This is a genomic window from Pseudorhodobacter sp. W20_MBD10_FR17, from assembly GCF_052119765.1.
Lineage (GTDB): Bacteria > Pseudomonadota > Alphaproteobacteria > Rhodobacterales > Rhodobacteraceae > Pseudorhodobacter.
Window position 1 is genome coordinate 118,147 of sequence record NZ_JBGQOQ010000007.1, and the last position, 21,706, is coordinate 139,852.

The 21,706-nt window shown below is 58.1% G+C and carries 21 protein-coding genes; 19 read left to right on the plus strand and 2 right to left on the minus strand.

Annotation, left to right across the window (positions count from 1 at the left end; genetic code table 11):
* Positions 1–37: 37 nt before the first annotated feature.
* From ACEN2J_RS06810 to ACEN2J_RS06825, 4 genes are all read left to right on the plus strand, one after another.
* Positions 38–1,282 (plus strand): MFS transporter, encoded by a 1,245-nt coding sequence (locus ACEN2J_RS06810; RefSeq protein ID WP_442104351.1) that lies wholly within the window; start codon positions 38–40, stop codon positions 1,280–1,282.
* A 134-nt stretch (positions 1,283–1,416) separates the two neighbouring features.
* Positions 1,417–2,583 (plus strand): MFS transporter, encoded by a 1,167-nt coding sequence (locus ACEN2J_RS06815; protein WP_442104353.1) that lies wholly within the window; start codon positions 1,417–1,419, stop codon positions 2,581–2,583.
* A gap of 118 nt (positions 2,584–2,701) precedes the next feature.
* A complete protein-coding gene (locus ACEN2J_RS06820; protein WP_442104355.1) occupies positions 2,702–3,724 on the plus strand; it encodes an aspartate-semialdehyde dehydrogenase in 1,023 nt (340 codons plus the stop codon).
* Between the two features lie 114 nt (positions 3,725–3,838).
* Complete coding sequence (locus ACEN2J_RS06825; protein WP_442104357.1) at positions 3,839–5,449, plus strand: DUF4139 domain-containing protein; 1,611 nt, start codon at positions 3,839–3,841, stop codon at positions 5,447–5,449.
* A gap of 61 nt (positions 5,450–5,510) precedes the next feature.
* On the opposite strand, the gene ACEN2J_RS06830 is transcribed toward ACEN2J_RS06825, so the two are convergent.
* A complete protein-coding gene (locus ACEN2J_RS06830; protein ID WP_442104359.1) occupies positions 5,511–6,158 on the minus strand; it encodes a carbonic anhydrase in 648 nt (215 codons plus the stop codon).
* Positions 6,159–6,296: 138 nt separating this feature from the next.
* On the opposite strand from ACEN2J_RS06830, the gene ACEN2J_RS06835 reads away from it, so the two are divergent.
* From ACEN2J_RS06835 to ACEN2J_RS06870, 8 genes are all read left to right on the plus strand, one after another.
* On the plus strand, positions 6,297–6,680 hold the full coding sequence (locus tag ACEN2J_RS06835; protein ID WP_442104360.1) for a hypothetical protein: 384 nt from the start codon (positions 6,297–6,299) through the stop codon (positions 6,678–6,680).
* A gap of 120 nt (positions 6,681–6,800) precedes the next feature.
* Positions 6,801–8,192, plus strand: coding sequence for a leucyl aminopeptidase family protein (locus ACEN2J_RS06840; protein ID WP_442104438.1), 1,392 nt, complete (start codon positions 6,801–6,803; stop codon positions 8,190–8,192).
* Positions 8,189–9,040, plus strand: coding sequence for a C40 family peptidase (locus ACEN2J_RS06845; protein WP_442104361.1), 852 nt, complete (start codon positions 8,189–8,191; stop codon positions 9,038–9,040). Before ACEN2J_RS06840 ends, ACEN2J_RS06845 begins: the two co-directional genes overlap by 4 nt.
* A gap of 115 nt (positions 9,041–9,155) precedes the next feature.
* Complete coding sequence (locus ACEN2J_RS06850; RefSeq protein WP_442104363.1) at positions 9,156–10,367, plus strand: efflux RND transporter periplasmic adaptor subunit; 1,212 nt, start codon at positions 9,156–9,158, stop codon at positions 10,365–10,367.
* Complete coding sequence (locus ACEN2J_RS06855) at positions 10,364–11,539, plus strand: FtsX-like permease family protein (protein WP_442104365.1); 1,176 nt, start codon at positions 10,364–10,366, stop codon at positions 11,537–11,539. The genes ACEN2J_RS06850 and ACEN2J_RS06855 overlap by 4 nt, the downstream gene beginning before the upstream one ends.
* Positions 11,539–12,231 (plus strand): ATP-binding cassette domain-containing protein, encoded by a 693-nt coding sequence (locus ACEN2J_RS06860; protein WP_442104367.1) that lies wholly within the window; start codon positions 11,539–11,541, stop codon positions 12,229–12,231. The genes ACEN2J_RS06855 and ACEN2J_RS06860 overlap by 1 nt, the downstream gene beginning before the upstream one ends.
* Before the next feature lie 197 nt (positions 12,232–12,428).
* Positions 12,429–13,652 carry an aminopeptidase P family protein gene (locus tag ACEN2J_RS06865; RefSeq protein WP_442104368.1) on the plus strand — a complete coding sequence of 408 codons (1,224 nt, stop codon included), beginning with the start codon at positions 12,429–12,431 and terminating at the stop codon, positions 13,650–13,652.
* Between the two features lie 194 nt (positions 13,653–13,846).
* Positions 13,847–14,659 carry a L,D-transpeptidase gene (locus ACEN2J_RS06870; RefSeq protein ID WP_442104370.1) on the plus strand — a complete coding sequence of 271 codons (813 nt, stop codon included), beginning with the start codon at positions 13,847–13,849 and terminating at the stop codon, positions 14,657–14,659.
* 63 nt (positions 14,660–14,722) lie between these two features.
* Here the strand turns inward: ACEN2J_RS06870 and ACEN2J_RS06875 are convergent, their stop codons facing one another.
* On the minus strand, positions 14,723–15,073 hold the full coding sequence (locus tag ACEN2J_RS06875; protein ID WP_442104372.1) for a cupin domain-containing protein: 351 nt from the start codon (positions 15,071–15,073) through the stop codon (positions 14,723–14,725).
* Between the two features lie 222 nt (positions 15,074–15,295).
* On the opposite strand from ACEN2J_RS06875, the gene ACEN2J_RS06880 reads away from it, so the two are divergent.
* The 7 genes from ACEN2J_RS06880 to ACEN2J_RS06910 all read left to right on the plus strand — a co-directional run bounded on the left by ACEN2J_RS06880 (position 15,296) and on the right by ACEN2J_RS06910 (position 21,705).
* Positions 15,296–16,369 (plus strand): hypothetical protein, encoded by a 1,074-nt coding sequence (locus ACEN2J_RS06880; protein ID WP_442104374.1) that lies wholly within the window; start codon positions 15,296–15,298, stop codon positions 16,367–16,369.
* Positions 16,344–16,613, plus strand: coding sequence for a hypothetical protein (locus tag ACEN2J_RS06885; protein ID WP_442104375.1), 270 nt, complete (start codon positions 16,344–16,346; stop codon positions 16,611–16,613). The genes ACEN2J_RS06880 and ACEN2J_RS06885 overlap by 26 nt, the downstream gene beginning before the upstream one ends.
* On the plus strand, positions 16,610–17,734 hold the full coding sequence (locus tag ACEN2J_RS06890; protein ID WP_442104376.1) for a hypothetical protein: 1,125 nt from the start codon (positions 16,610–16,612) through the stop codon (positions 17,732–17,734). The genes ACEN2J_RS06885 and ACEN2J_RS06890 overlap by 4 nt, the downstream gene beginning before the upstream one ends.
* An 18-nt stretch (positions 17,735–17,752) precedes the next feature.
* Positions 17,753–19,687 carry an ATP-binding protein gene (locus ACEN2J_RS06895; protein ID WP_442104378.1) on the plus strand — a complete coding sequence of 645 codons (1,935 nt, stop codon included), beginning with the start codon at positions 17,753–17,755 and terminating at the stop codon, positions 19,685–19,687.
* 85 nt (positions 19,688–19,772) lie between these two features.
* Positions 19,773–20,084: a hypothetical protein gene (locus tag ACEN2J_RS06900; RefSeq protein ID WP_442104380.1), complete on the plus strand. Its 312-nt coding sequence runs from the start codon at positions 19,773–19,775 to the stop codon at positions 20,082–20,084.
* A complete protein-coding gene (locus tag ACEN2J_RS06905) occupies positions 20,081–21,442 on the plus strand; it encodes a DUF6638 family protein (protein WP_442104382.1) in 1,362 nt (453 codons plus the stop codon). The genes ACEN2J_RS06900 and ACEN2J_RS06905 overlap by 4 nt, the downstream gene beginning before the upstream one ends.
* On the plus strand, positions 21,439–21,705 hold the full coding sequence (locus tag ACEN2J_RS06910) for a hypothetical protein (protein ID WP_442104384.1): 267 nt from the start codon (positions 21,439–21,441) through the stop codon (positions 21,703–21,705). The genes ACEN2J_RS06905 and ACEN2J_RS06910 overlap by 4 nt, the downstream gene beginning before the upstream one ends.
* The last annotated feature ends 1 nt before the right edge of the window (position 21,706 follow it).

A 21,706-nucleotide genomic window follows, 5' to 3' on the forward strand; every position in this document is an offset into this window, starting at 1 on the left:
ACGCAAAGGTCTCTGGCTTAGCCTAAGGAAGATTGCCATGACCACCGCACCCAAATTGAACCTGTTTACGCCTGTTTTGATTGCAGGCTGTGCCATTTTGATGGTGAATTTTGCCATCCGGGCCAGTTTTGGCGTGTTTCAAATCCCAATCGCGGCCGAGTTTGGCTGGATGCGGGCCGATTTTTCGATGGCGATTGCCATTCAGAATTTGGCTTGGGGCGTGGGACAGCCGATCTTTGGGGCGCTGGCCGAGCGGTTTGGCGACCGGCGGGCGATTATTGCAGGGGCGATTTTGTACGCACTGGGGCTAGTGCTGTCGTCGATGGCGGTGACGCCCGGGCAGCATTGGCTGCTGGAAATTTTGGTCGGCTTTGGTATCGCAGGCACGGGCTTTGGCGTCATTTTGGCGATTGTTGGGCGGGCGAGTTCGGATGAAAATCGCAGCCTTGCACTGGGGATCGCCACGGCGGCGGGGTCGGCGGGGCAGGTGTTCGGCGCGCCGACGGCTGAGTTTTTATTGCAGACCTATAGCTGGCAAACGGTGTTTTTGATCTTTGCGGTGTTGATTTTGACCGTGCTATTCGCGCTGCCGTTTTTGCGCGCGCCGATCACGGCGGGCAAGGCCGAGCTGCAAGAAAGCCTTGGGCATGTGTTGGTGCGGGCGTTCAAAGACCCGAGCTATATCATGATTTTTCTGGGGTTCTTTTCCTGCGGCTATCAGTTAGGGTTTATTACGGCGCATTTTCCGGCGTTCATTACCGAGATGTGTGGGCCGATTAACCAAGCAGGGTATTTGGCCGCGATCGGAATCTCGAGCACCTCAGCGCTGGGGGCGATTGCGATTTCGGTGATCGGCATGGCCAATATTGCCGGCGCGATCTATGCGGGATGGCTGGGCAAGCGGTATTCCAAGAAATACCTACTGGCAGGCATTTACGCTGGGCGCACGGTGGCGGCGGCGACATTCATTTTGCTGCCGATGACGCCTACGAGCGTGATGGTGTTTTCGCTGGTCATGGGGTCTTTGTGGTTGGCGACAGTGCCCCTGACGAGCGGTTTGGTCGCGCATCTGTACGGGCTGCGCTATATGGGCACGCTGTATGGGTTTGTGTTTTTCAGCCACCAGTTGGGGAGCTTCCTTGGCGTGTGGCTGGGTGGAAAAATGTATGATTTGACTGGGAATTATACGTTGGTGTGGTGGCTTGGCATCGGGGTCGGCGCGTTCTCGGCGCTGGTGCATTTGCCGATTAAAGAGCAGCGGGCTGGATTGGCCTTGGCGTGAAGGGGGGGGCCGTTTGTGCGGGGCATTGAGCCCCCCACAAACGGCGCTGACGCGGCGCATTCTTTGATGGGGTGCGTGGGATTGATGGCGGGGCCTCCGGCGGAGGTATTTTTGCCAAGATGAATGGGGTGGGGATGAAGGTAGGGATTGCCAGTTTGGTTTTGGCCTATGTGCTGAGCCAGTTTTACCGCGCGTTTCTGGCGGTGATGAGCCCGGTTTTGACGGTCGATCTGGGGCTGAGCCCTGCAGATTTGGCCGATGCTTCGGGGTTTTGGTTTTTGGCCTTTGCGGCGATGCAAATTCCGGTTGGTGTGGCGTTGGATCGGTTTGGGCCGCGCTGGACGGCGGCAGTTTTGTTCGGAACAGGGGCGGCTGGTGGGGCGGCTTTGTTTGCGGTCGCGGGGTCGGGGTTTGAGGTAAAGCTGGCGATGGGGCTGATCGGGGTGGGATGCGCGCCGGTTTTGATGGCGAACTATTACATCTTTGCACGGCAGTTTTCGGCGCGGGTTTTTGGAACTTTGGCGGGGCTGGTGATTGGGGTAGGGTCGTTGGGAAATATTGCCAGCTCGTTGCCTTTGGCTTTGGCCTTGGACGCGTTTGGCTGGCGTGGGTCGCTGTGGGTTTTGGCGGGGGTGAGCCTTGCCGTGGCTGTGGCGATTGCGGTTTCGGTGCGCGACCCCGAGCGGGCGGATACGGCGGTACGGGGCAGTATTCTGGATATTCTGCGGATCCGCGCGCTATGGTTGATTTTGCCGGTTATGGCGGTGAATTACCTGCCAACGGGGGCGCTGCGGGGGCTGTGGATTGGGCCGTATATGGCTGATATTTACGGGATGGAGACCGCAGGCATTGGCCGCGTGACGCTGGCGATGGGGCTGGGAATGGTATTGGGCAGCTTTGCTTATGGCCCCCTAGACCGGATTTTGGGCACGCGGAAATGGTTGGTTTTCGGTGGAAATGCGATTGTGGCGGCGGCGCTTGTGGCACTGTGGGCGATGCCTGCGCAGGGGGTGTTTTTTGCGGTGGCGATGCTGGTGATGGTCGGGATTTTTGGGGCGTCATTTCCGATGGTCATGGCGCATGGCCGCGCGTTTTTTCCGCCGCATTTGGTGGGGCGGGGGGTGACGTTGCTTAACCTGTTCGGGATCGGGGCGACCGGGTTGGCGCAGGTTTATACCGGGCACTTGAAGGCAACGGCGGTAAGTGCCGAGGCGGGGTATGTGGCAATTTTCGGGTTCTTTGCGGTGGCGGTGATTTTGGGGCTGGCCGTGTATGTGTTTGCCGAGGATCGCACGGATTAAGCTGCGGGTGGTGCGCCCAAGCCCACCCGACGGGTTATTTTATAGGCATGGTATGGTGGGCCTTTCCCCCGCCGCGCCTTTGCGCTATGGCGCGGTGACCGCATAAATGGAGGCCAAGATGGGCTATAGAGTCGCTGTCGTTGGGGCCACGGGTAACGTGGGCCGCGAAATGCTGAATATCCTCGCTGAGCGCGAGTTTCCGGTGGATGAAATTGTGGCGCTTGCGTCGCGCAAATCCATGGGTACCGAGATCAGCTTTGGTGACAAGACCCTGAAATGCAAAGACCTTGATACCCATGACTTTACGGGCTGGGATATCGCGCTGTTTGCTGTTGGCTCGGACGCGACCAAGATTTATGCGCCAAAGGCTGCTGCGGCGGGCTGTGTGGTTATCGATAACTCTAGCCTGTATCGCTATGACGCCGATGTGCCGTTGATCGTGCCAGAGGTGAATGCCGATGCGATTTACGGTTACACCAAGAAAAACATCATCGCCAACCCGAACTGTTCAACCGCGCAGATGGTTGTGGCGTTGAAGCCGTTGCATGACCGCGCCAAGATTAAACGTGTTGTTGTCAGCACCTATCAATCCGTGTCGGGTGCCGGCAAAGAAGGCATTGATGAGCTGTGGGACCAAACCAAGAGCATCTACAACCCGACCGATAACCAGCCGCCAAAGAAATTCACCAAGCAGATCGCGTTTAACGTGATCCCGCATATTGATGTGTTCTTGGATGACGGCTCCACCAAAGAAGAGTGGAAAATGGTTGCCGAGACTAAGAAGATTTTGGACAAAAACATCAAGGTTACAGCGACTTGCGTGCGTGTGCCGGTGTTCGTTGGCCACTCGGAATCGATTAACATCGAGTTTGAGGAATTCTTGGACGAGCATGAAGCGCGTGACATCTTGCGCGAAAGCCCTGGTATCATGGTGATCGATAAGCGTGAAAACGGCGGCTATGTGACGCCAGTGGAATGCGTGGGCGATTATGCGACTTTTATCAGCCGCATTCGTCAAGACAGCACAATCGATAACGGCATCAACCTGTGGTGCGTGTCGGATAACCTGCGCAAGGGTGCGGCATTGAACGCGGTGCAGATTGCCGAAGTTCTGGGCCAGCGTTGCCTGAAAAAGGGCTGATATTCGGCTGATCGGATAGGAGGGCACCCGCCGAATGGCGGGGGCCTTTTGCTTTGTACCCTTGTGTTTTTGCAGGTCGGCGGTAGGCTTGCCGTGATGTTTCAGGGGGTTTTTATGCGTTTGGTTTTTGGGTTTTTGATCTTTGCTTTGCCGGTGCAGGCGGAAACGATTTTTGTTGCTAACAAGATTACCGACGTGGTGGTCTACCCGCAGGGGGCCAAGCTAACGCGGTTGGTGGAATTTTCGGCCACGGCGGGTCAGCATGATGTGGTGATTACGGATTTCCCGTTGGACACAGTGGCGGCGAGCTTGCGGTTGATGCCGTCTGAGGGGCTGCAAATCGGGGCCTATGCCTTGCGCAATGATCGTGTGGCGCCACGCGAGGCGGTGAAATCCGATGCGCAGATCGCAGCCGAGGCCGCGTTGGAGGTGGCGGTTTTGGCCAGCGGTCGTGCGCAATTGGCGCTGGATGCCGTGACGGCGCGGGTGGATGCGGCCAATGCGCAGATTGCTTATTTAAACCGGATCGGGGCAGGTGATGCCAAGGCCGAGGTGGCGAATTTGCAAGCAACGGCACAGATGATCGGGGCCGAGGTTTTGGCGGCGTCGAATGCGGCCTTGGCGGCAAGGGCCGATTTGCCAGCCGTACAAAAGGGACTGAAAGACGCGTTTGAGGTGCAGGCGCGTGCGCAGGCAGCGTTGGATGCGCTTGGCACAGGGCCCAAAGACCATGCAGAGGTTAATCTGGCGGTTTCGGTAACGCAGGCTGGGCCGATGCAGGTTGAGGTGACGCAATATGTGGGCAATGCGTCATGGATGCCGATTTATGATATCGCCTTGGACCGAGGAACGGGGCAGGTGGTGATCGACCGCTCGCTTTTGGTGTCTCAAAATACGGGTGAGGATTGGGCCGGTGTGGCGCTGACTGTTTCGACCGCGCAACCGAGTAACAGGGCGGACCCGTCGCAGTTGTGGCCGGATTTGCACCGTGTCGAAGAGCCTGTGGCACAAGCCTATGATACTGCCGACAGAATGATGGGCATGGCCGAGCCGGTGATGGAGGCGCCGGTGGTGGTTGAGGCGTACCGCAAGGCCGCGGTGCAGTTTCAGGGCGATATTGTCAGCTATGCCTATCCGGACAGCGTAAGCATTGCCGATGGGGCCGATAATTTGCGCTTGGCCTTGGATGAGGTCGTTCTGCCTGTAATGGCACAGGCGCAGGCGGTTCCGCGCTATGATGCCACGGCCTATATGATGGCAACGTTTACCAATACCAGCGACCAGATTTTGTTGCCGGGCCCTGCGATGCTGATGCGTGACGGGGCGTTTGTGGGCGAGGTTTCAATAGACACGATCGCGCCCGGGGCCAAGGCCAGCCTTGGGTTTGGCGCGATTGAAGGGCTGCGGTTAAAGCGGGTGGTGCCTGCGCGGGCCGAGGGCGATCGAGGCGTTTTCACCAAGTCGAACCAGATTGAGCAGACAGCGGTTTTGTCGGTTGAAAACCTGACAGCCGAGGATTGGGCCGTGCGGGTGATGGATGTGATCCCCCATTCCGAGCAGGAGGAGTTGGTGATCAGCTATACGGCCAACCCGCCCGCAACCGAGCAAGACGTCGACGACAAACGTGGCGTGCTTGCGTGGGATGTCGCGGTGCCAGCCGGTGCCGTGCGCGAGGTTACGGTTGTAACGCGTGAGAGCTGGCCCGAGGGGAAAGAGTTGCGCTGACTGCGACCAACTGCGACTGGGTGCGCAATGACTGCGCACCCTAGGTTGGTTTTATGGGGTGTTAGACGGCGGTAAAGACGCCTTTGCTGGTGTCGTACTGCTCTAACCCGCCCTCACCGACATCGGTCCAGAGGCCGTGAAGGGTGAGGCGGTCGTCATCAACGGCGGCTTTGACGAATGGAAAGCTCATCAGGTTCTCTAGGCTGACCAGAACAGCCTCTTTTTCCAAGGCGCGGGCGCGTTGGCTTTCCTCGATATGCGCGACACGCTCGTATCCGGGGCGCAAGATATCCATCCAGCGGCCGACAAAGCTGGAGCTTTCCAAAAGTTCGGGCGCATTGCCTGAACACATATCATGACAGCCTTTGACGCCACCGCAGTTGGAATGGCCCAGCACGACAATATGCGCGACCTTCAGCGCGGTGACAGCATATTCAACTGCCGCCGAGGTGCCATGGTTTTTGCCATCGGGCGTAAAGGGCGGCACAAGGTTGGCAATGTTGCGGTGGATGAAAAATTCGCCCTCATCCGCGCCGAAAATCGAGGTGACATGCACGCGGCTGTCGCAGCACGAAATGATCATGGCGCGGGGGTGCTGGCCCGATTCTGCCAAGCGGCGATACCATGCCTTATTGTCGGCATAAGCGGTTGCCTTCCAGCCGTAATAGCGCTGGGCTAGGTAGGAGGGCAGCAGTTTGGCACGGTTCATCATCGGCTCCTTTGGGTGGCTCCATTTTTAATAAGCTGCGGTTTAGGAAAATTCGAGGAGTTTCGGTGTTTGGCAGCAACCTTTTGTTCAACACCTTGGCGCATTCTGCCCGTGGGTGTGAATGGAAGGATTGGGGATATGAGCGCGATTGTAATGGAATTTAGACCGAAAGACAGGGTGCAGCAGGATGCAGAGCCGATTGCGCTGATTTACCGATCAATGGGGACGCATGCTGCCGAAGAGGTGGTGAACCGCGCACTGGGTGAGTTGGCGTTGACAGTGTCGGGTTTGGCGCAGTTGGTGCGCGGCGGCGAGATGACCGGTATTGCGCGGCAGCTGCTGCGTTTAGAACGCATGGCGGTTCAGTTGGGGCTGGTTAGCTTTGGCGCTGTGGCTGTTGATGCGCGGGAATGTTTGGACTGCGGTGATATGATGGCATTTGCCGCAGTTTGGGCGCGGCTGATCCGGGTGGCCGAGGTGTCTTTGGCCACCGAAAAGGGCGCGTTAGATTTGCAGGTTTAGGCAGTTTGGCAATATTTCGGGCCGTGTCGTGCATTTTGGGGTTTATGATCTGGGATAAAAACCCCTAGGATTCATTTAAGCGTGGTTGAACGGCAATCGCGATTGAGTGGAGTTTTGATGATGCCTGATTTTGCGCCTGCGGCGGCTTTGTCGCGGCCAGTTCATATTGTGTCTGAGGCGGGCTTGGCGGATTGGCTGGGCGCGCAGTCGGGCCTTGTGCGTGGCTGGGTTGAGGCGAACGGGTTTAAGGGCGCGCTGGGGGCGGTGTTGCTGCTGCCGGATGCCACGGGGCAGGTCGTTGCGGCGGCTGTCGGCTATGGAAATGCGGTGGCGCGGGCGCGCTGTCGGTTTGGTGTGGCGCCTTTGGCGACGGCTGTGCCTGCGGGCGATTGGCATTATGAGACGGATTTGACCGGCAGCGCACTGGACGAGGCTGTTTTGGCATGGCTTTTGGGGCAATACCGCTTTGATACCTATCGCCCAAGCAAGGTGCGTTTGGCACGGGCACGCCTGAAGGCACCCCAAGGGGTTGATGCTGCGCGACTTTTGGCAATGGCCGAAGGCGAATGCTTGACCCGCGATCTGATTAACACGCCGGCGTCGGATATGGGGCCGGATGAGTTGGAGATGGCCTTTCGGACCTTGGCCGATCGTCATGGCGCCAGTGTTGCGGTGACGCGGGGCGATGATCTTTTGGTGCAGAATTTTCCGATGATCCATGCGGTTGGTCGGGCATCTAGCCGTGCGCCGCGCTTGTTGGATATGCGTTGGGGCGGTGCGGGGCCGCAGTTGGTGCTGGTGGGCAAGGGCGTATGCTTTGATACCGGCGGTTTGGATATCAAGCCCGCCGCGGGTATGTTGCTGATGAAAAAGGATATGGGCGGCGCGGCAACGGTGCTGGGCCTTGCGCATATGATTATGGCGCTGGGGCTGAAGCTGCGTTTGCGGGTGCTTGTGCCTGCGGTGGAAAACGCGATTTCGGGGTCGGCGATGCGGCCGCGTGATATTCTAACCTCGCGCAAGGGGTTGACGGTTGAGGTAAACAATACCGATGCCGAAGGGCGGTTGGTGCTGGCTGATGCCTTGGCGCTGGCCGATGAAAGCCCTGCCGACTTGGTGATTTCTATGGCGACGTTGACGGGCGCGGCACGGGTGGCGGTGGGGCCGGATCTCGCGCCGTTTTTCACGGATGATGAGGGCTTTGCCACCGCGCTTTCGCAAGCGGGAGCGCAGGCCAGTGATCCGGTGTGGCGTTTGCCGCTTTGGCCGGGGTATGAGGCGATGATCGAGCCGGGGATTGCGGATTTGGACAATGCGCCGAGCGGTGGCTTTGCGGGGTCAACCACCGCCGCGCTATTTTTGCGCCGGTTTGTGGCGAACCCTGCCTATGTGCATTTTGATATTTACGGCCATCAACCGGTTGCTGCGCCTGCGCGGCCCAAGGGTGGTGTTGGTCAGGGCGCGCGGGCCATTTTGACAGCTTTGCCGCAAATGCTGGGGGCCAAGCTTTGAATGATATTCCGCAAAACACGCATCACAGCGACCGCCGTCTGACTTTTGCCAACCCGCGCGTTGCGCACATTTCCCTGCAAGGGCAGGTTGACGCGCCGGATTATGCCGATGCGATACCATTTGAAATTGCCGTGCCGTTGGTTGATCTGTTGGGCGAACCGGACGGGATGCGTGAACGTCAATTGTTGTTGGGCGACAAGTTTGAGGTGATCGAACAGGTCGACGGTTTTGCTTTTGGCCGTAGCGTGAAAGACGGCTATTGTGGTTATTTGCCCGAAAACGCGCTGTGTGAACCCACGCGCGTGACCCATTGGCTGGCCGCCCCTGCCAGCCATTTGTATTCAGAGCCACGGGCCGAGGCGCCGCAGTCGCTTGGCATCAGCTTTGGCAGCCAGCTCTGGGTTGTGGGGCAAGAGGGTAATTTTGCCGAAACGCCGCACGGCTTTGTGCCTGCGGGCCATTTGCAGCCGATTGGCCGGTGGTACAGCGACCCGGCCGAGGTGGCGGGGCTGTTTCTGGGCGTGCCGTATCTTTGGGGCGGCAACAGCCATTCCGGCATTGATTGCTCGGGCCTTGTGCAGATGGCGCTGCTGGCTTGCGGGATGGATTGCCCTGCCGACAGCGATATGCAGCAGGCCTTGGGGCAGGAAGTCCCTGCGGGGGGCGCGTTGCAGCGCAATGATTTGCTGTTTTGGAAGGGGCATGTGGCCATGATGCTGGACGGCGTGCTGATGATCCATGCGACCGGCGCGTTCATGGCCACGGTGATCGAGCCGGCCGAGGAGGCGATTGCCCGCATCCGTGAGAAAACCGGCGGCGATGTGATTGCGCGGCGCCGTTTGGGCTAGTGGCGCGACACCATGCCACCCATGAGAGGGCTCGTTTTTTGCCTGCTGGTGATGTGTTTGGGGTACAGAGTATTGCTGCGGTATGTCCGCGAGTGCCGAGCCTAAAGGACTGCCGATGACCCAAGACCCAAAAACCGTTACGCCAGAATTGCCGCTAGAAGATAGCGGAATGGCGCATGCCGGATCTGTTTCGCAGCCCAAGCCACGCTCTAAATTGCTGTATATTCCCGTGGTTATGGCGCTGTTGTTTACGGGGGCTGTGGTGGGGATGTATTTTCAACCCCCTGCGCTGCGGGCGTTTTTCGGGGTGACAGGGTTGCAGCCGGGGGCGGGCAGTGACACGCCGATTGCTGTCGCTATTCAAAAGGTTAAGTCACAAGAGGTTGTGGCCGTGATCAGCGAGGGCGATGTGGTGGCTCTTGGCCGTGTTATTCCCAAGGGCGATGTTGTCAGCGTGGCCACGCCATCGGGGGCAGGCGATGCCCGTCTGGCCGAGCTGCGCGTAAAGGTCGGGCAAACTGTGGCCAAGGGCGATGTGCTGGCCGTGCTGGACAACCTGTCGACGTTGGAAAACGGCGTGGCGACAGCACGCGCTACGATTGTCGTGCGTGAGGCGACCTTGGCGCAGACCACAGCGACAATTCGCGCCAGCCGGGATGAGGCGCAAGCTGCCCTTGATCGGGCCGAGGCAACGGCGAAAAATGCGCAATCGGATATGGACCGCGTTGCCTCTTTGTTCGAACGCGGCGTGGCCACGCGGGCCGATCTGGACCAAGCGGTGGCAACGGCAGCCGAGGCGGGGCGTGATGTAGAGCGCGCGATTGCAACGCTGTCGCGCTATCAAAATGCCGAGGCGACGCAGGCCGACATCGCCGTGGCCGAGGCGAATTTGGCCGCGGCACGTGTCGATTTGACCCGCGCCGAGCAGATGTTGGATAGTGCCTATGTGCGTGCGCCAAGTGCAGGCACGGTGCTGGATATCAACGCCCGCGCGGGCGAGCGGCCCAGCGGCGGGATTATTGATCTGGGCGATACCAGCCAGATGACGGTAGAGGCCGAGGTATACCAAACCCTGATCGGTCGGGTGGCGATTGGCGACCCTGTGACCGTTTCGGCCGAGGCTTTGTTGCAAGATTTGACCGGCAGCGTGACGGCGATCGGGCTAGAGATCGGGCGGCAGTCGATTACCTCGGACGACCCCGCGGCGAATACGGATGCGCGGGTCGTGGATGTGATTGTGACGCTGGACGAAGGCTCTTCGGCCTTGGCGAAAGGGTTTACCCATCTGGAAACTATCGTGCGGATTGATGCAGGCCGCGTTGAATGAGTGCCTTGCTGACATGGCTGTTCGGGCGCTTGCCGATTGGCTGGTTGCAACTGTCGCACAGCCGCACGCGGTTGATTGCGGCTGTGGCGGGCGTGGGGTTTGCCAATCTGTTGGTGTTCATGCAGCTGGGCATCATGGGGGCGTTGAACAATTCAACCGTGGCGCCTTATGCGCTGTTGAACGCCGATATTATCCTGTCATCGCAAGAGGGTAACACCCTGAGCGATAGCGGAAATATCGCGCGGACCTATATGTTTCAGGCGCTGGGCGTGCCCGGCGTGGCGGCTGCGACACCGTTGTTTATTGGCAACCTGCCACTGACGCTGGCAGATGGCAGCTCGATTTCGCTGCTGTCATTCGGGGTTGATGTGACGCAGGCGGATTTCGTTGCCCCAACCATTGCGCCCATGATGGGGCGCTTGGCGCTGGAGAACACAGCTTTTTTGGACAAAGACACGCGCGGCATGCCTACCGAGGCGCTGGCGAGCCTTGCCATTGGTGGGCAGTTCACGTTTGAGGCGAATGGCAAGACGCTCAGCGCAGTTGGGTCGATGGCCGTGGGCGGTGGGTTTTTGGCAGATGGGATGATGGTAACGTCGGACCAAACTTTTTTGCGGTTTTTCTCATCGCGCAGTTCGGGTGCGCCGGACCATATTTTGCTGCGCGTGGCTGATGGGCTTGCGCCCGATGTGGTGGCCGAGAGGCTGCGCACGGTTTTGCCGACAGACAGCGTGAAGGTGCAGACAGTGGCGGGCGCGCGCGCGGCCGATCTGGCCTTTATGGCGACCGAGCGGCCGACGGGGATTATTTTTGGCTTTGGCGTGTTCATGGGCGTGCTGGTGGGGTTGGTGATTGTGTACCAAGTGCTGTCGACCGATGTGGCCGACCATTTGCGCGAATATGCGACGTTTAAAGCGATGGGGTATGACCAGCCGTTCTTCCTTGGGATTGTGTTTGAAGAGGCGCTTATTCTGGCGGTGTTTGGGTTTGTGCCGGGGTTCGCGGTGTCGATGGGGCTATATGCGGGGCTGAATGCGGTGACGGGGTTGCCGGTGGCGATGGTGGCCAGCCGTGCGGTGCTGGTATTTGTCGGCACGTTGTTGGCTTGTTCCATTTCAGGGGCGATTGCAACGCGGCGCTTGGCGGCGGCAGATCCGGCGGATTTGTTTTGATGACGGGGGATGCAGCCATCGAGGTTCACGGGCTGAACCATTATTTCGGCGCCGGCGAGACGCGCAAGCAGGCGATCTGGGATTTGAACCTGACGATCAAGCGCGGCACTTTGACGATTTTGATGGGGCCGTCTGGGTCTGGTAAAACCACGGTGCTGACCTTGATGGGCTGTCTGCGCAACGTGCAAGACGGGCGCGTGGGGCTGTTGGGGCATGAGCTGCATGGTGCATCCGAGGCGCAGTTGGTGCAGTTGCGCAGGCGTTTAGGCTTTATTTTTCAGGCGCATAACTTGCATGAAAGCCTTACGGCCACGCAAAATGTGTTGATGGGGTTGCAGGTGCATGGGGCGGGGAATGCGGCCAAGCAGTTGGTAGCAGCACAGCACATGCTGGGGCTGGTCGGGTTGGCGGATCGTGTGAATTATTTGCCGCAAAACCTTTCGGGCGGGCAAAAGCAGCGCGTGGCGGTGGCACGGGCGCTGGTTTCCAACCCCGAGGTGATTTTCGCCGATGAGCCGACAGCCGCGCTGGACAAAGATTCGGGGCGGGTTGTGGTTGAGATGTTGAAAACCCTTGGCCAAGCGCGGGGCACGACGACTGTGATGGTGACGCATGACAACCGCATCATGGACCTGGCCGACCGGATTCTTACTCTGGAAGAGGGCCGCGTGGTGCAAGATACGGCGCCATAGGGTTTGCTTGGGGCGCATATTTTTAGGTATTTTTGCCAAGATGAAATCAGGCGGCTTGCGCGAAACCCGCAAACACGGCAAGACATAAGGCAGCAGCGATGGCGTCGTTGCAGGGCATATGGCCCATACTCTCGTCCTGTACGCCGGGGCCTTTCGGGGCAGGTGTGATGCCGCCCCTTATTATATGAGGTCTGACGATGACGCTTGTGCGCCCAGAGAATTACCGCTTTCACAATGGCAGCAAAGACGCGATGCCCTTTGCCCCCGAGGAATATGAAGCGCGGCTGGAGGGTTTGCGCGATATTATGGAGATGCACGGGTTGGACGCTATCGTCCTGACCTCGATGCATAATGTCGCGTATTATTCGGGGTTCTTGTACTGCTCATTCGGGCGGCCCTATGCGTGTGTTGTGACTGCCGGACAATGTGTGACGGTTAGCGCGGGGATTGATGCGGGCCAGCCTTGGCGGCGTTCCATTGGCGACAACATCACCTATACCGACTGGCAGCGCGATAACTTTTGGCGTGTGGTTGCGGGGGTCGTGGGCAATGGTAAGGCGGTCGGGGTTGAGGGCGACCATCTGACGCTTGTGCAGTCTGAAAAGCTGAACCATTTTGTAAAGCCCAAGCGCGGGATGGATATTGCGCCCGCCACGATGGCGCAGCGGATGATGAAATCGGATGCCGAGATTGCGTTGATCCGGCATGGCGCGCAGGTGGCGGATGTCGGCGGCTATGCCATTCGCGAATGTTTGATCGCGGGTAAAGGCAAAAAGCTGCGTGAGATTGACGTGGCGATGGCGGGGCGCGATGCGATGGAGTTGGAGATCGCGAAGCGTTTTCCCGATGCCGAGTACCGCGACACTTGGGTTTGGTTTCAATCGGGGGTGAATACCGATGGTGCGCATAATCCGGTAACGGGGCGGGTCTTGCAACAAGGCGACATTCTGTCGTTGAACTGTTTTCCGATGATTTCAGGCTATTACACAGCCTTGGAGCGCACGATGTTTTTGGGCTCGGTCGATGACGCGAGTCTGAAGATTTGGGAGGCCAACGTCGCAGCGCATGAATATGGGATGAGCCTGCTGAAACCGGGTGCGACCTGTTCGGGTGTCACCGCGCAGATCAATGATTTTCTGGCCGAGCGTGATTTGCTGCAATACCGGACCTTTGGCTATGGCCACAGCTTTGGGATTTTGTCGCACTTTTACGGGCGCGAGGCGGGGCTAGAGCTGCGCGAGGATATCGATACCGAGCTGGAACCCGGCATGGTGATTTCGATGGAGCCGATGTTGACGCTTGCGGATGGGCAACCGGGGGCTGGTGGCTATCGTGAGCATGACATTTTGGTGATCACCGAAGACGGGAATGATAACATTACCGCCTATCCTTATGGGCCCGCGTTTAACGTGGTGGGGTAAGGTTTCGAAATTTATGCTGTGATCGCGGTGGGTTACCCACATTTGCGGGCGGCGTTCGGTAAATGACAGGCGACTGGCCCTTAAGTGCAACGCTTGGGGGCCATTCTTTGTGGCAAAGGGCCCAAGGGCTTGACCTTGGCGGCTAGAAGTGGCCGTAAAGGGAGAACTGAATTCCCCAGCTAAGTGAGCGCATCGTGATCAAAACCCTATTGGATCGTCGTACATTCCTGTCGTTATCCGGCTCTGCCTTGTTGGGGGCCTGCGCCGCGCCCCAAGATACGACTGGCCCGAACCCGAATGCGGGTTTTGTCGAAGGCTATGGCCCGATGTTTGACAGTGGCTATACTTTGCCTGGCATTCCGCCCGAATATACCCAAGGCGTGAACCGCCGCATCACCGGCACCTATTTGGGTGAGCAGCCCGTGGGGACGATTGACGTCGACCCCTATGCCAAGTTTCTGTATTTCGTGCGTGAAGGGTCGAATTCGGTTCGGTTCCCTATTGGCGCAGGCCGCGCAGGCCGCAGCTTTGCAGGCGATGGCACCATTCAGGTGAAAAAGAAATGGCCGGGTTGGACGCCAACCGCCAATATGTTGCGCACCGAGCCTGAAATTTACGGCCCCTTTGCCAAAGGTATTCGTGGCGGGTTGCGCAGCCCCTTGGGTGCGCGGGCGCTGTATTTGTACAAGGGCGGCCGCGATACCTATTACCGCATTCACGGCACCAACGCACAGGATTCTATCGGCAACTCCGGCTCCGCCGGGTGTATCCGTCTGTTTAACCAAGACATCATTGCGTTGTTTGAAATGGTGCCGCTTGCAACCCATGTGCATGTTCGGTCCGAGGAAGAGTCGCAGCGGGTAGACCCAGAGAACTTTAACCGCGGGATTGAGATGGAAGCGCATCGCACCGACCCAGAGGCGATTTACAGCGAAGAGGCGATTGCCAATGACCCGCTGCCAATTTTTGACGACGCATCGCTAGATGAAGGCAACGTGCCGCTGTAATATCGGCGCAATTGTTTGGGAAACGGCCCCCATTTGCGGGGCCGTTTTGCTATGTGCGGCCTGTCACAGGCGGATAACATAGTCTTTGACCGTGGTTTCCAGCACTTCCCAAGTGCCAGCGAATCCCGGACGAATGATCCAGCTATCGCCTGCGCGTAGGGTGGTGGCGTGGCCGTCCGCATCGGTCAGGATAGAGACGCCCTCTAGAATGCGGACATATTCCCACTCGTCATAGGACACCTTCCATTTGCCGGGTGTTGATTGCCAAATCCCGCAATACAGCCCGTCGCGATCTTCGATATTCCATGTGGTATGTACGGGATCGCCCGCAAGCAGCTTATCCGGTGCGGGGCGTTCGGTTTCGGGCGGGATGCCGTCAGTTGATACGGGGGCAAGTGATTTGGGGGTTGGCATGGTGTATTCCGTTAATCGTTCCAAGGTTGCCCAACTCAACCCCTGTTGGTGCGGGCGGTCAAGGTTAAAGGGCTACGTGTCGATCCTTGCATTCTGCAACAGCTTGTCGCAATTTACCTGAAATCGGGGGTAATGCCTTGCTGCGACATTTTTTCGCGGGAAGGTCTGGAATAATTCGCAATCCCCACCCATATGTTAAGTGTATTTACATCGGAGGCCAGCATGGCAGATTTCGACAGCAAGATCCGCGAAAGCCAAGACCAAGTGGCAAAGGCGCAAACCAAGATTTCCGAGATCACGAGCCGGATTGAAACCGCGCGCGCCAAACTTGAAGCGGGCGAGGCGGCGATTGATGTTGAGAACGCCACGCTGGATGATGTGCACAAACATACCGACCTGATGAACGCGAATATCGCCGATCTGATTATGGGTTTGGATGATGTCACCGCCGGCTTTAGCCGTGACTTTGATGAGATGCGCAATAAGACGGGCATGGAAAGCTTTATCGGCATTTTCTCGAACGCCAAGTCCGAGTCGTTGCGGCAAGAGCGTATGCGCAGCGCGTCGATCGACGACAAGTTGCAAGATTTGATTGGCAAGTCGGATATCATCGTCAAGCTGCTGCAAGGCCAGTTGGACATGCTGAACGCGCAGAAAACCAGTGTGGAAAACAACCTGACCGGCACGCTGGATGAGCGTGAGGCGACGGTGGGCAGCCTAGAGGCCGTGCGCGCCGAGATTACTGCGATGGACCCCGCGATTATCGAGCTGGAAAACAAGATCAGCGTTGAGCAAGACGCCGCAAAACGCACCAAGCTGGAAAGCGAATTGGCCGCGCTGAACACACGCTATAACGCTCTGGTGCAGCAAGAACAGGTTGATCTGGCAAAGTCGCAAACCCTTGAACGTTATATCGAAAAGGGCAAAACTTGGATGGACAGCTTGCAAAACCAAGCTGCCACCCAGATGGTTTTGATCAACAAGTTGCAAACGGATACCAAGCAGCGGGTGGTGTTGTATGACGCGCTGACCTCGTCTTTGAAAACCGCGCAGCAGCAAGACGTGGCGCACCGGATCAATGAAATCGGCGTGAAAACCGACCAAGAGGCACAGGCCGCTATGGCCGCGATTGGCACCGCCACCAACAACCGAATGGCTGATATGATGGAAGCCCATGAGGACCATATGGTCTATGCCCGTAAGGTGCTGGAAGCCAAGGCCAAGGCGGATGAGCGTTTCGCCCGTCGCTTTGCGGCGATTGTCGAAAAGCATGACAAAAACCAATACGGCGGCTGAGGTGCGGCTGTGGCGGGCAACCCTTCGCGCGTTGAACGTGTTTTACGTCATGTTCTTTGGCGAAGGCGACCGCTGGTCTGTTTGGGCCGTGGTCATGGCCTGCATGGGGGCTTTGTTTTTGGGGGCAGCAACGGACGGTTTTGCCGTGGCCCCCAGCGCGGGCCAGATTGCGTTTTTGGCCGTGTTTGTGGCGATTAGCGCGGTTGGGGTCTACTTTCGCCGTAAAAGGAAAGATGAGCTGTGAACACCTTAACGGATGATCATGCAGAGCTTTACGATACCGCCATTGTCCGGCGCTATTTTGACAAGTTTGACCGGATTACCGGCCATTTGGGCCACGTTGCGGCTGAGTTAGAGGCCGAGGGCAACCTGACCAAGGTCGAGTCGCGGGTGATCGGTGCCTATGTGCAGCGTTTGAACCTGACGTTTCAGTCGCTTGGCTATAAATACCTGATGACGGGGCGTGTTGATGGGCCATTGCCCGGCAAGTTGACGTTTGACCGGCACGAATCCGGCTTTCCGGTCGCGCAAGAGCTGATGGTTATGGCCAATGACGCGCAGCAAGCTGAAAAGCACCTTGCGCAATTGCCCACCGATACCGAGCTGAAAGACGCAATGATCCGGCAGATTGTGGGCGAGTTGGCCATTCCGACACGCCTGCAATTTACCATGTCACAGCGGCTTTATTATGAAAGCCTGCGCAGCGGAATGCAGTTTTGGGCGCGCAATGATGCCGATGTGCAATGGCTGGGCGAAACCAGCGAGCGCAGGTCCTGGCTGGTGCATTGGGCAGTGTATGACACGCAAACCAACCTGCCGGTGATTTATCTGTTGAACCTTGAGGATAGTGGCAAAACCCCACTGCCGCGCGATGATCGGCGCTGGCCGCAGGTGCAGGCGCATCTGATGGCGCAATCCTTGGACGGGCTGAAATTGGTGACGATTGCCAAAGGCTTTGATACCGATTTCGACGATCTCCACCCCAAACGCCTGCGCCGCATTCACCTTGGCCCGATGTATTCCAGCAGTTTCACGCTGCAATCTGGCCCGATTTCGGACGTGCTGGCCGCAGCTCGCCCTGAACCCGGTCAAGATTGGGCCTTTGTCTGGACGGTTGAGGATTTGCTCGCCGAGCGTGAGGAAACCGTGAAAACCGGCTGGTTTTCATCGGCGGAACGCCAGATTTTCGCCTCGGGGCCGTTTATTGGCAAAACCTTGGCCGATATTGGCGCGACCAGCATGGAACGGATGCTGGTTATGCCTGAACGCCCGTTTCAGGCCTTGGCCGAAAAACGTCCCCCCGGTTTTAACGATATCCGCAAGTTTGTTGTGGGCGCGGGCGACCGTGTTTTGCCGCAGCGGTAAGTTTAAGGAATTGCTAAGATGATCACCCGTGACACGATGGAACTGCGCGAAGACGATATCAAATCGCATTACTCGGCCGCGACCGACATGCTGATGGGCGTCGATCATACGCCCCGCATCGGGACCGCGCGATTTTCGGCTGTGGCACCGGAAAAGTCGCCGGGCGTAGCGCCGACGGGGCGCAGGTTTCGCTCTACCACCCCCGGTTTGGTCACGCGCAGCACCGCACGGGCCGAAGGGGTGCTGCTGTTGGACAGGATTGCCGAAAAAGACGAAGACGACCCGCTGACCTCGGCCATTCAGGCCACGGTGGGGCAGGCGTTGCGCCGCGCTTTGGCCGTCGCGCTGGCCGTGGGACAGGAATTTGCCCGCCAAACGCCGCTGGTCGAGCTGAAAAAAGCCAATCTGGAGGGGCGTCTGCCAGCCGAGCGCAAGCCCGAATTTACCGAGCTGTTGGCCGCCGAGGCACTGGCGGTTCTTTATACCTTTGGCAACGCGACCGCGTTTTTGCTGGCAAGCCAAGGCAATGAACGCAGCGCCGAAATCGGGCCTGTGCAAGAGGTGCTGACCGACAATGCGCCGCTGGCCCTGCATGGCGCATTGTGGGAGCTGGACCAAACCATCGCCGCCCATGCAAGCGATGATGCGTCCTTGGTGGCCAGCGTTTTGGCCTATGCCGAACAGCTTATGGCGGCAGTCGCGCTGCGGGGGCAAGATGCGCCACGGATTGCGGGCTTTACCGCTGCAAGCTGGCGGGTTGAGGCCGACAATCTGACGATTGCAGGGTTTAAACCGGCCCTAGCGGCACGTGGCACGGCGCTGACCATGACGTTCAAAAAACCGAATGAGGTGGTTGGCAACCATATTGCCAAATATCAATCCTTGCGGTTGGCCAAGATGCTAATGGCCTATGATTTTGACCGTAAGCTGAACCCTTTTGCCGCACTGGGCGGGTTTATTTTCACCTTTATGGGCGACGGCGCACCGGGGACAGGGAAAACCACGCTGATCCAGATGATGGCTGGATTGTTGAATGATTACTGTAAGGTAGCTGGCTATCCGTTCCGCTATCAGAACTTTTCCATCGACCAGATCGACAGCTATCAGGGCAAGTCGGGGCAAAACGCCAAGGCGTTTATTACCAATGTGCTGGACCCCGCAGTGATCGGTTTTGGCACCATTGACGACATCGACCAAATCGCAGGCAAGCGCGGCGACAAACAGTCAAGCGCGGGGCAGCAAGAGGTGACGGCCGTGTTTATGGAGGCCTTTGCCGGCGCGAATACGGTCGTACGCGGCAACTGCACGTTCGGGATGTTTTCGAACTACCCCGAGAATGTGGATGATGCCCTGCGCCAACGGGCGGGGGCGCGGTTTTTGGTCGACGGGCCCCAAACGCGTGACGATTATATCGATATCCTCGCCCTGCTGATGGGCAAAAACCACGATATCCCCGTGGGCGCGCATGATCTGTTTGCCGCCCAAGAAATGAAACGCGCCGTTGCCGCCAGTTTTGAAGGCCACGCCCGCCCGCAGGAAGACGGTTTGCTGCGCGTGTGGGACCAAGTGGGCCGCGACAATGGCCGCTTGGACACCATCGCCAAGCTCGGCACTTACCTGAAGGCGATCCAAGAGGCCGACCCCCGCTTTACCGGCCGCGCGATCAAAAACATCACTGATGCGGTTAAGGTGCGGGCGATGGATTTTGAACTGCCGGATCAGTGGATGGAACAGCCGGAGTTGTTCCTGTTCAAAGGCTATGACGAAAAACTGTCGATGATTAAGGCTATGCAGCGGCCGATTACGGTCGACATGGTGATCCAAGAAATCAACCGCTATGCGGATTCAGAGTTCCGCTATGCCGATAAGTCGGATGAGGTCGCGATTTCCAACATGGTCCGCGATTTCGGGCGGCAGGAAGAGGCCAAGCGGCGGTATTTGGAGGGGAAATGATGCTCTTTTTGACTGACGCCGGGGGGCCGTCTGCCCCCCGGACCCCCCGAGGATATTTGGGCCGAACAGAAAGCGGGAGCGAGAAATGACCTACTTGACCTTCATCGCGCTTAGTTTTGCCGCCTTCTCGTTCATCACCTTTGCAGTTGTCCCCTTCGTCACGCGCCCTGCGATGCTGTTTGACAAAGGCCCCGCCCATGCGCGGATGATGGGAATATTGATTTGTGCAGTGGTTGCGGTTGCGGTGCTGTTTGCCCTGAACCCTGACCACATGACCGACCTGAAACCCCGGTTTTGGGAGGCCGCGGGGTTGGCGGGGTTCTCGGCTATATTTTGGCTGCCGTGGTATCTGTTCGCCTTCACCCGCCGCGCCAATTTGGTAAAGGAAAAGTTATGAAACGTCTGATCCAAAAGGGGCTGATGTTTGGCAACTTGGTTGAGGTGTCCTCGCCCGCGCTGATCGAACGCTATAACCGCGCGTTAGAGCATCTGGCGGGCAAGCGCACCACCCTCACCGATTTTCACATCGATATTTCCGGCTATTCGCCCGAAATCGGGGATGAGCTGGGCGATGATCGCTATCTGAACCCGAACGGCTGCAACCGGCAGTTTGTTTTGCTGACCACGGCGCAGAAAACCGCGCCTTTGTTGAACGTGACGTTTTCCACCTCTCGCGGGGTGTTAAAGCAGTTTATCGACGCGAATGAGGCGCAGTTGTTTGCCCTGACCGCCCGCGATGCCGTGGCGGGCGAGTTGTTCAATAGCGTGTACGAGGTGTCTAACCCTGCGCGATTGTTGGATATTCGTCGCATCACGATTGAGGGCGACACGATTGGCGGGCATGTGGCCGATGCGGCCAAGCTGGGCCAGATGATCGACCGGTTTAGGCGCGAACCGACGGGGTGGCGCGATGATGTGCTGATCGCCGATATGATTGGGCTGGCGAAAAAGACCGGTGATGTGACGCGGGTGCCGATTGCCTTGCCCAAGATGACGTTTGAGCAGGCAAATTTCTGGACCTCGCATTTCGGCGGGCTGTATGTGTTTCGCGATGCCACGTATCCGGCGGTGATTTCGGTGCTGCCGCGTGACAGCCTTGGCAAGCTGCCGGTTGACCAGATGATGGACCTGAGCCAGCGCAACGTGATTGCCGATTGGCTGGATAAAAACGCGCTGGTGGAGCCGATCGTCAAGGCGCGAGGCATGGATAGTGCGGCGGTGCTGCGCCAAAAGATGGATTTTATTTTGGTCGAGGCGGCAGATACGCTGAACCTTGATCTGGGCAATGCCACCCGCAACGACCTGCGCAAAATTGCGCAGCGTCTGGGTGCCGATCTGCCGGAAGAGTTTCTTGGCCTTGCGCGCCTGCTGGGATGGGTTGAAGGCGGCGGTGACTGGCCGCGTATCACGTCTGAGCATCCGGCCTATTTCTACACCCTGCGCTCGCGCTCGCATAAAGACCATGATTTGGTGAATATGCTGCTAAGCCAGCTTTCGCCTTTGGATGTGCGTCAGATGTTTATCACGCATAAAGAGCTGTTTTACGCCAGCTATGCCACGTGGTCCGACCGAAAACGTGGTTATGTTGCTGATTTTCTGGAACGAGAGTATCAAGTGGATAAGGCGGGCGCGCGGGCGGCTCTGTTTGGCGGTGAGCCGGGCATGGATGAGGCCGAGCGCCCTGAACCGAAACCAGCCCCCAGAATGACCGACCTTGTCGGCCCGTGGGGCGCCGTACGAAAGGCCCGTAAATGATAGCGATGTTTCGCCTGATGCTGTTCGGCTTTGTCGGCATGACAATCTTGTTTTTTCTGCTGAACGTCTATTCGCGGTCGCTGCAGCGTGAAGAGTTGGAAAAGGAATGGGATGCCACGCAAAGCCCCGGCGATCGGGACGAATTCATCGCCTCGGGCATGGCCGCATATGAAAAAGGGCTGCGCAAGAAACTGATTTGGCTGGTCTATGTTATCCCGACGCTTTGCGTGATAGCTGCCATCTATTTGTTGAACTTTTCCTGAG

What these genes read in the sequence shown, in the direction of transcription:
- ACEN2J_RS06885 (WP_442104375.1), top strand. Translation starts at nt 16,344, where the DNA reads ATGACAAAAACCAATACGGCGGCTGAGGTGCGGCTGTGGCGGGCAACC.
- ACEN2J_RS06865 (WP_442104368.1), top strand. Translation starts at nt 12,429, where the DNA reads ATGACGCTTGTGCGCCCAGAGAATTACCGCTTTCACAATGGCAGCAAA.
- ACEN2J_RS06810 (WP_442104351.1), top strand. Translation starts at nt 38, where the DNA reads ATGACCACCGCACCCAAATTGAACCTGTTTACGCCTGTTTTGATTGCA.
- ACEN2J_RS06850 (WP_442104363.1), top strand. Translation starts at nt 9,156, where the DNA reads ATGACCCAAGACCCAAAAACCGTTACGCCAGAATTGCCGCTAGAAGAT.
- ACEN2J_RS06835 (WP_442104360.1), top strand. Translation starts at nt 6,297, where the DNA reads ATGAGCGCGATTGTAATGGAATTTAGACCGAAAGACAGGGTGCAGCAG.
- ACEN2J_RS06820 (WP_442104355.1), top strand. Translation starts at nt 2,702, where the DNA reads ATGGGCTATAGAGTCGCTGTCGTTGGGGCCACGGGTAACGTGGGCCGC.
- ACEN2J_RS06830 (WP_442104359.1), bottom strand. Translation starts at nt 6,158, where the DNA reads ATGAACCGTGCCAAACTGCTGCCCTCCTACCTAGCCCAGCGCTATTAC.
- ACEN2J_RS06900 (WP_442104380.1), top strand. Translation starts at nt 19,773, where the DNA reads ATGACCTACTTGACCTTCATCGCGCTTAGTTTTGCCGCCTTCTCGTTC.
- ACEN2J_RS06825 (WP_442104357.1), top strand. Translation starts at nt 3,839, where the DNA reads ATGCGTTTGGTTTTTGGGTTTTTGATCTTTGCTTTGCCGGTGCAGGCG.
- ACEN2J_RS06880 (WP_442104374.1), top strand. Translation starts at nt 15,296, where the DNA reads ATGGCAGATTTCGACAGCAAGATCCGCGAAAGCCAAGACCAAGTGGCA.
- ACEN2J_RS06860 (WP_442104367.1), top strand. Translation starts at nt 11,539, where the DNA reads ATGACGGGGGATGCAGCCATCGAGGTTCACGGGCTGAACCATTATTTC.
- ACEN2J_RS06875 (WP_442104372.1), bottom strand. Translation starts at nt 15,073, where the DNA reads ATGCCAACCCCCAAATCACTTGCCCCCGTATCAACTGACGGCATCCCG.
- ACEN2J_RS06910 (WP_442104384.1), top strand. Translation starts at nt 21,439, where the DNA reads ATGATAGCGATGTTTCGCCTGATGCTGTTCGGCTTTGTCGGCATGACA.
- ACEN2J_RS06905 (WP_442104382.1), top strand. Translation starts at nt 20,081, where the DNA reads ATGAAACGTCTGATCCAAAAGGGGCTGATGTTTGGCAACTTGGTTGAG.
- ACEN2J_RS06895 (WP_442104378.1), top strand. Translation starts at nt 17,753, where the DNA reads ATGATCACCCGTGACACGATGGAACTGCGCGAAGACGATATCAAATCG.
- ACEN2J_RS06840 (WP_442104438.1), top strand. Translation starts at nt 6,801, where the DNA reads ATGCCTGATTTTGCGCCTGCGGCGGCTTTGTCGCGGCCAGTTCATATT.
- ACEN2J_RS06855 (WP_442104365.1), top strand. Translation starts at nt 10,364, where the DNA reads ATGAGTGCCTTGCTGACATGGCTGTTCGGGCGCTTGCCGATTGGCTGG.
- ACEN2J_RS06815 (WP_442104353.1), top strand. Translation starts at nt 1,417, where the DNA reads ATGAAGGTAGGGATTGCCAGTTTGGTTTTGGCCTATGTGCTGAGCCAG.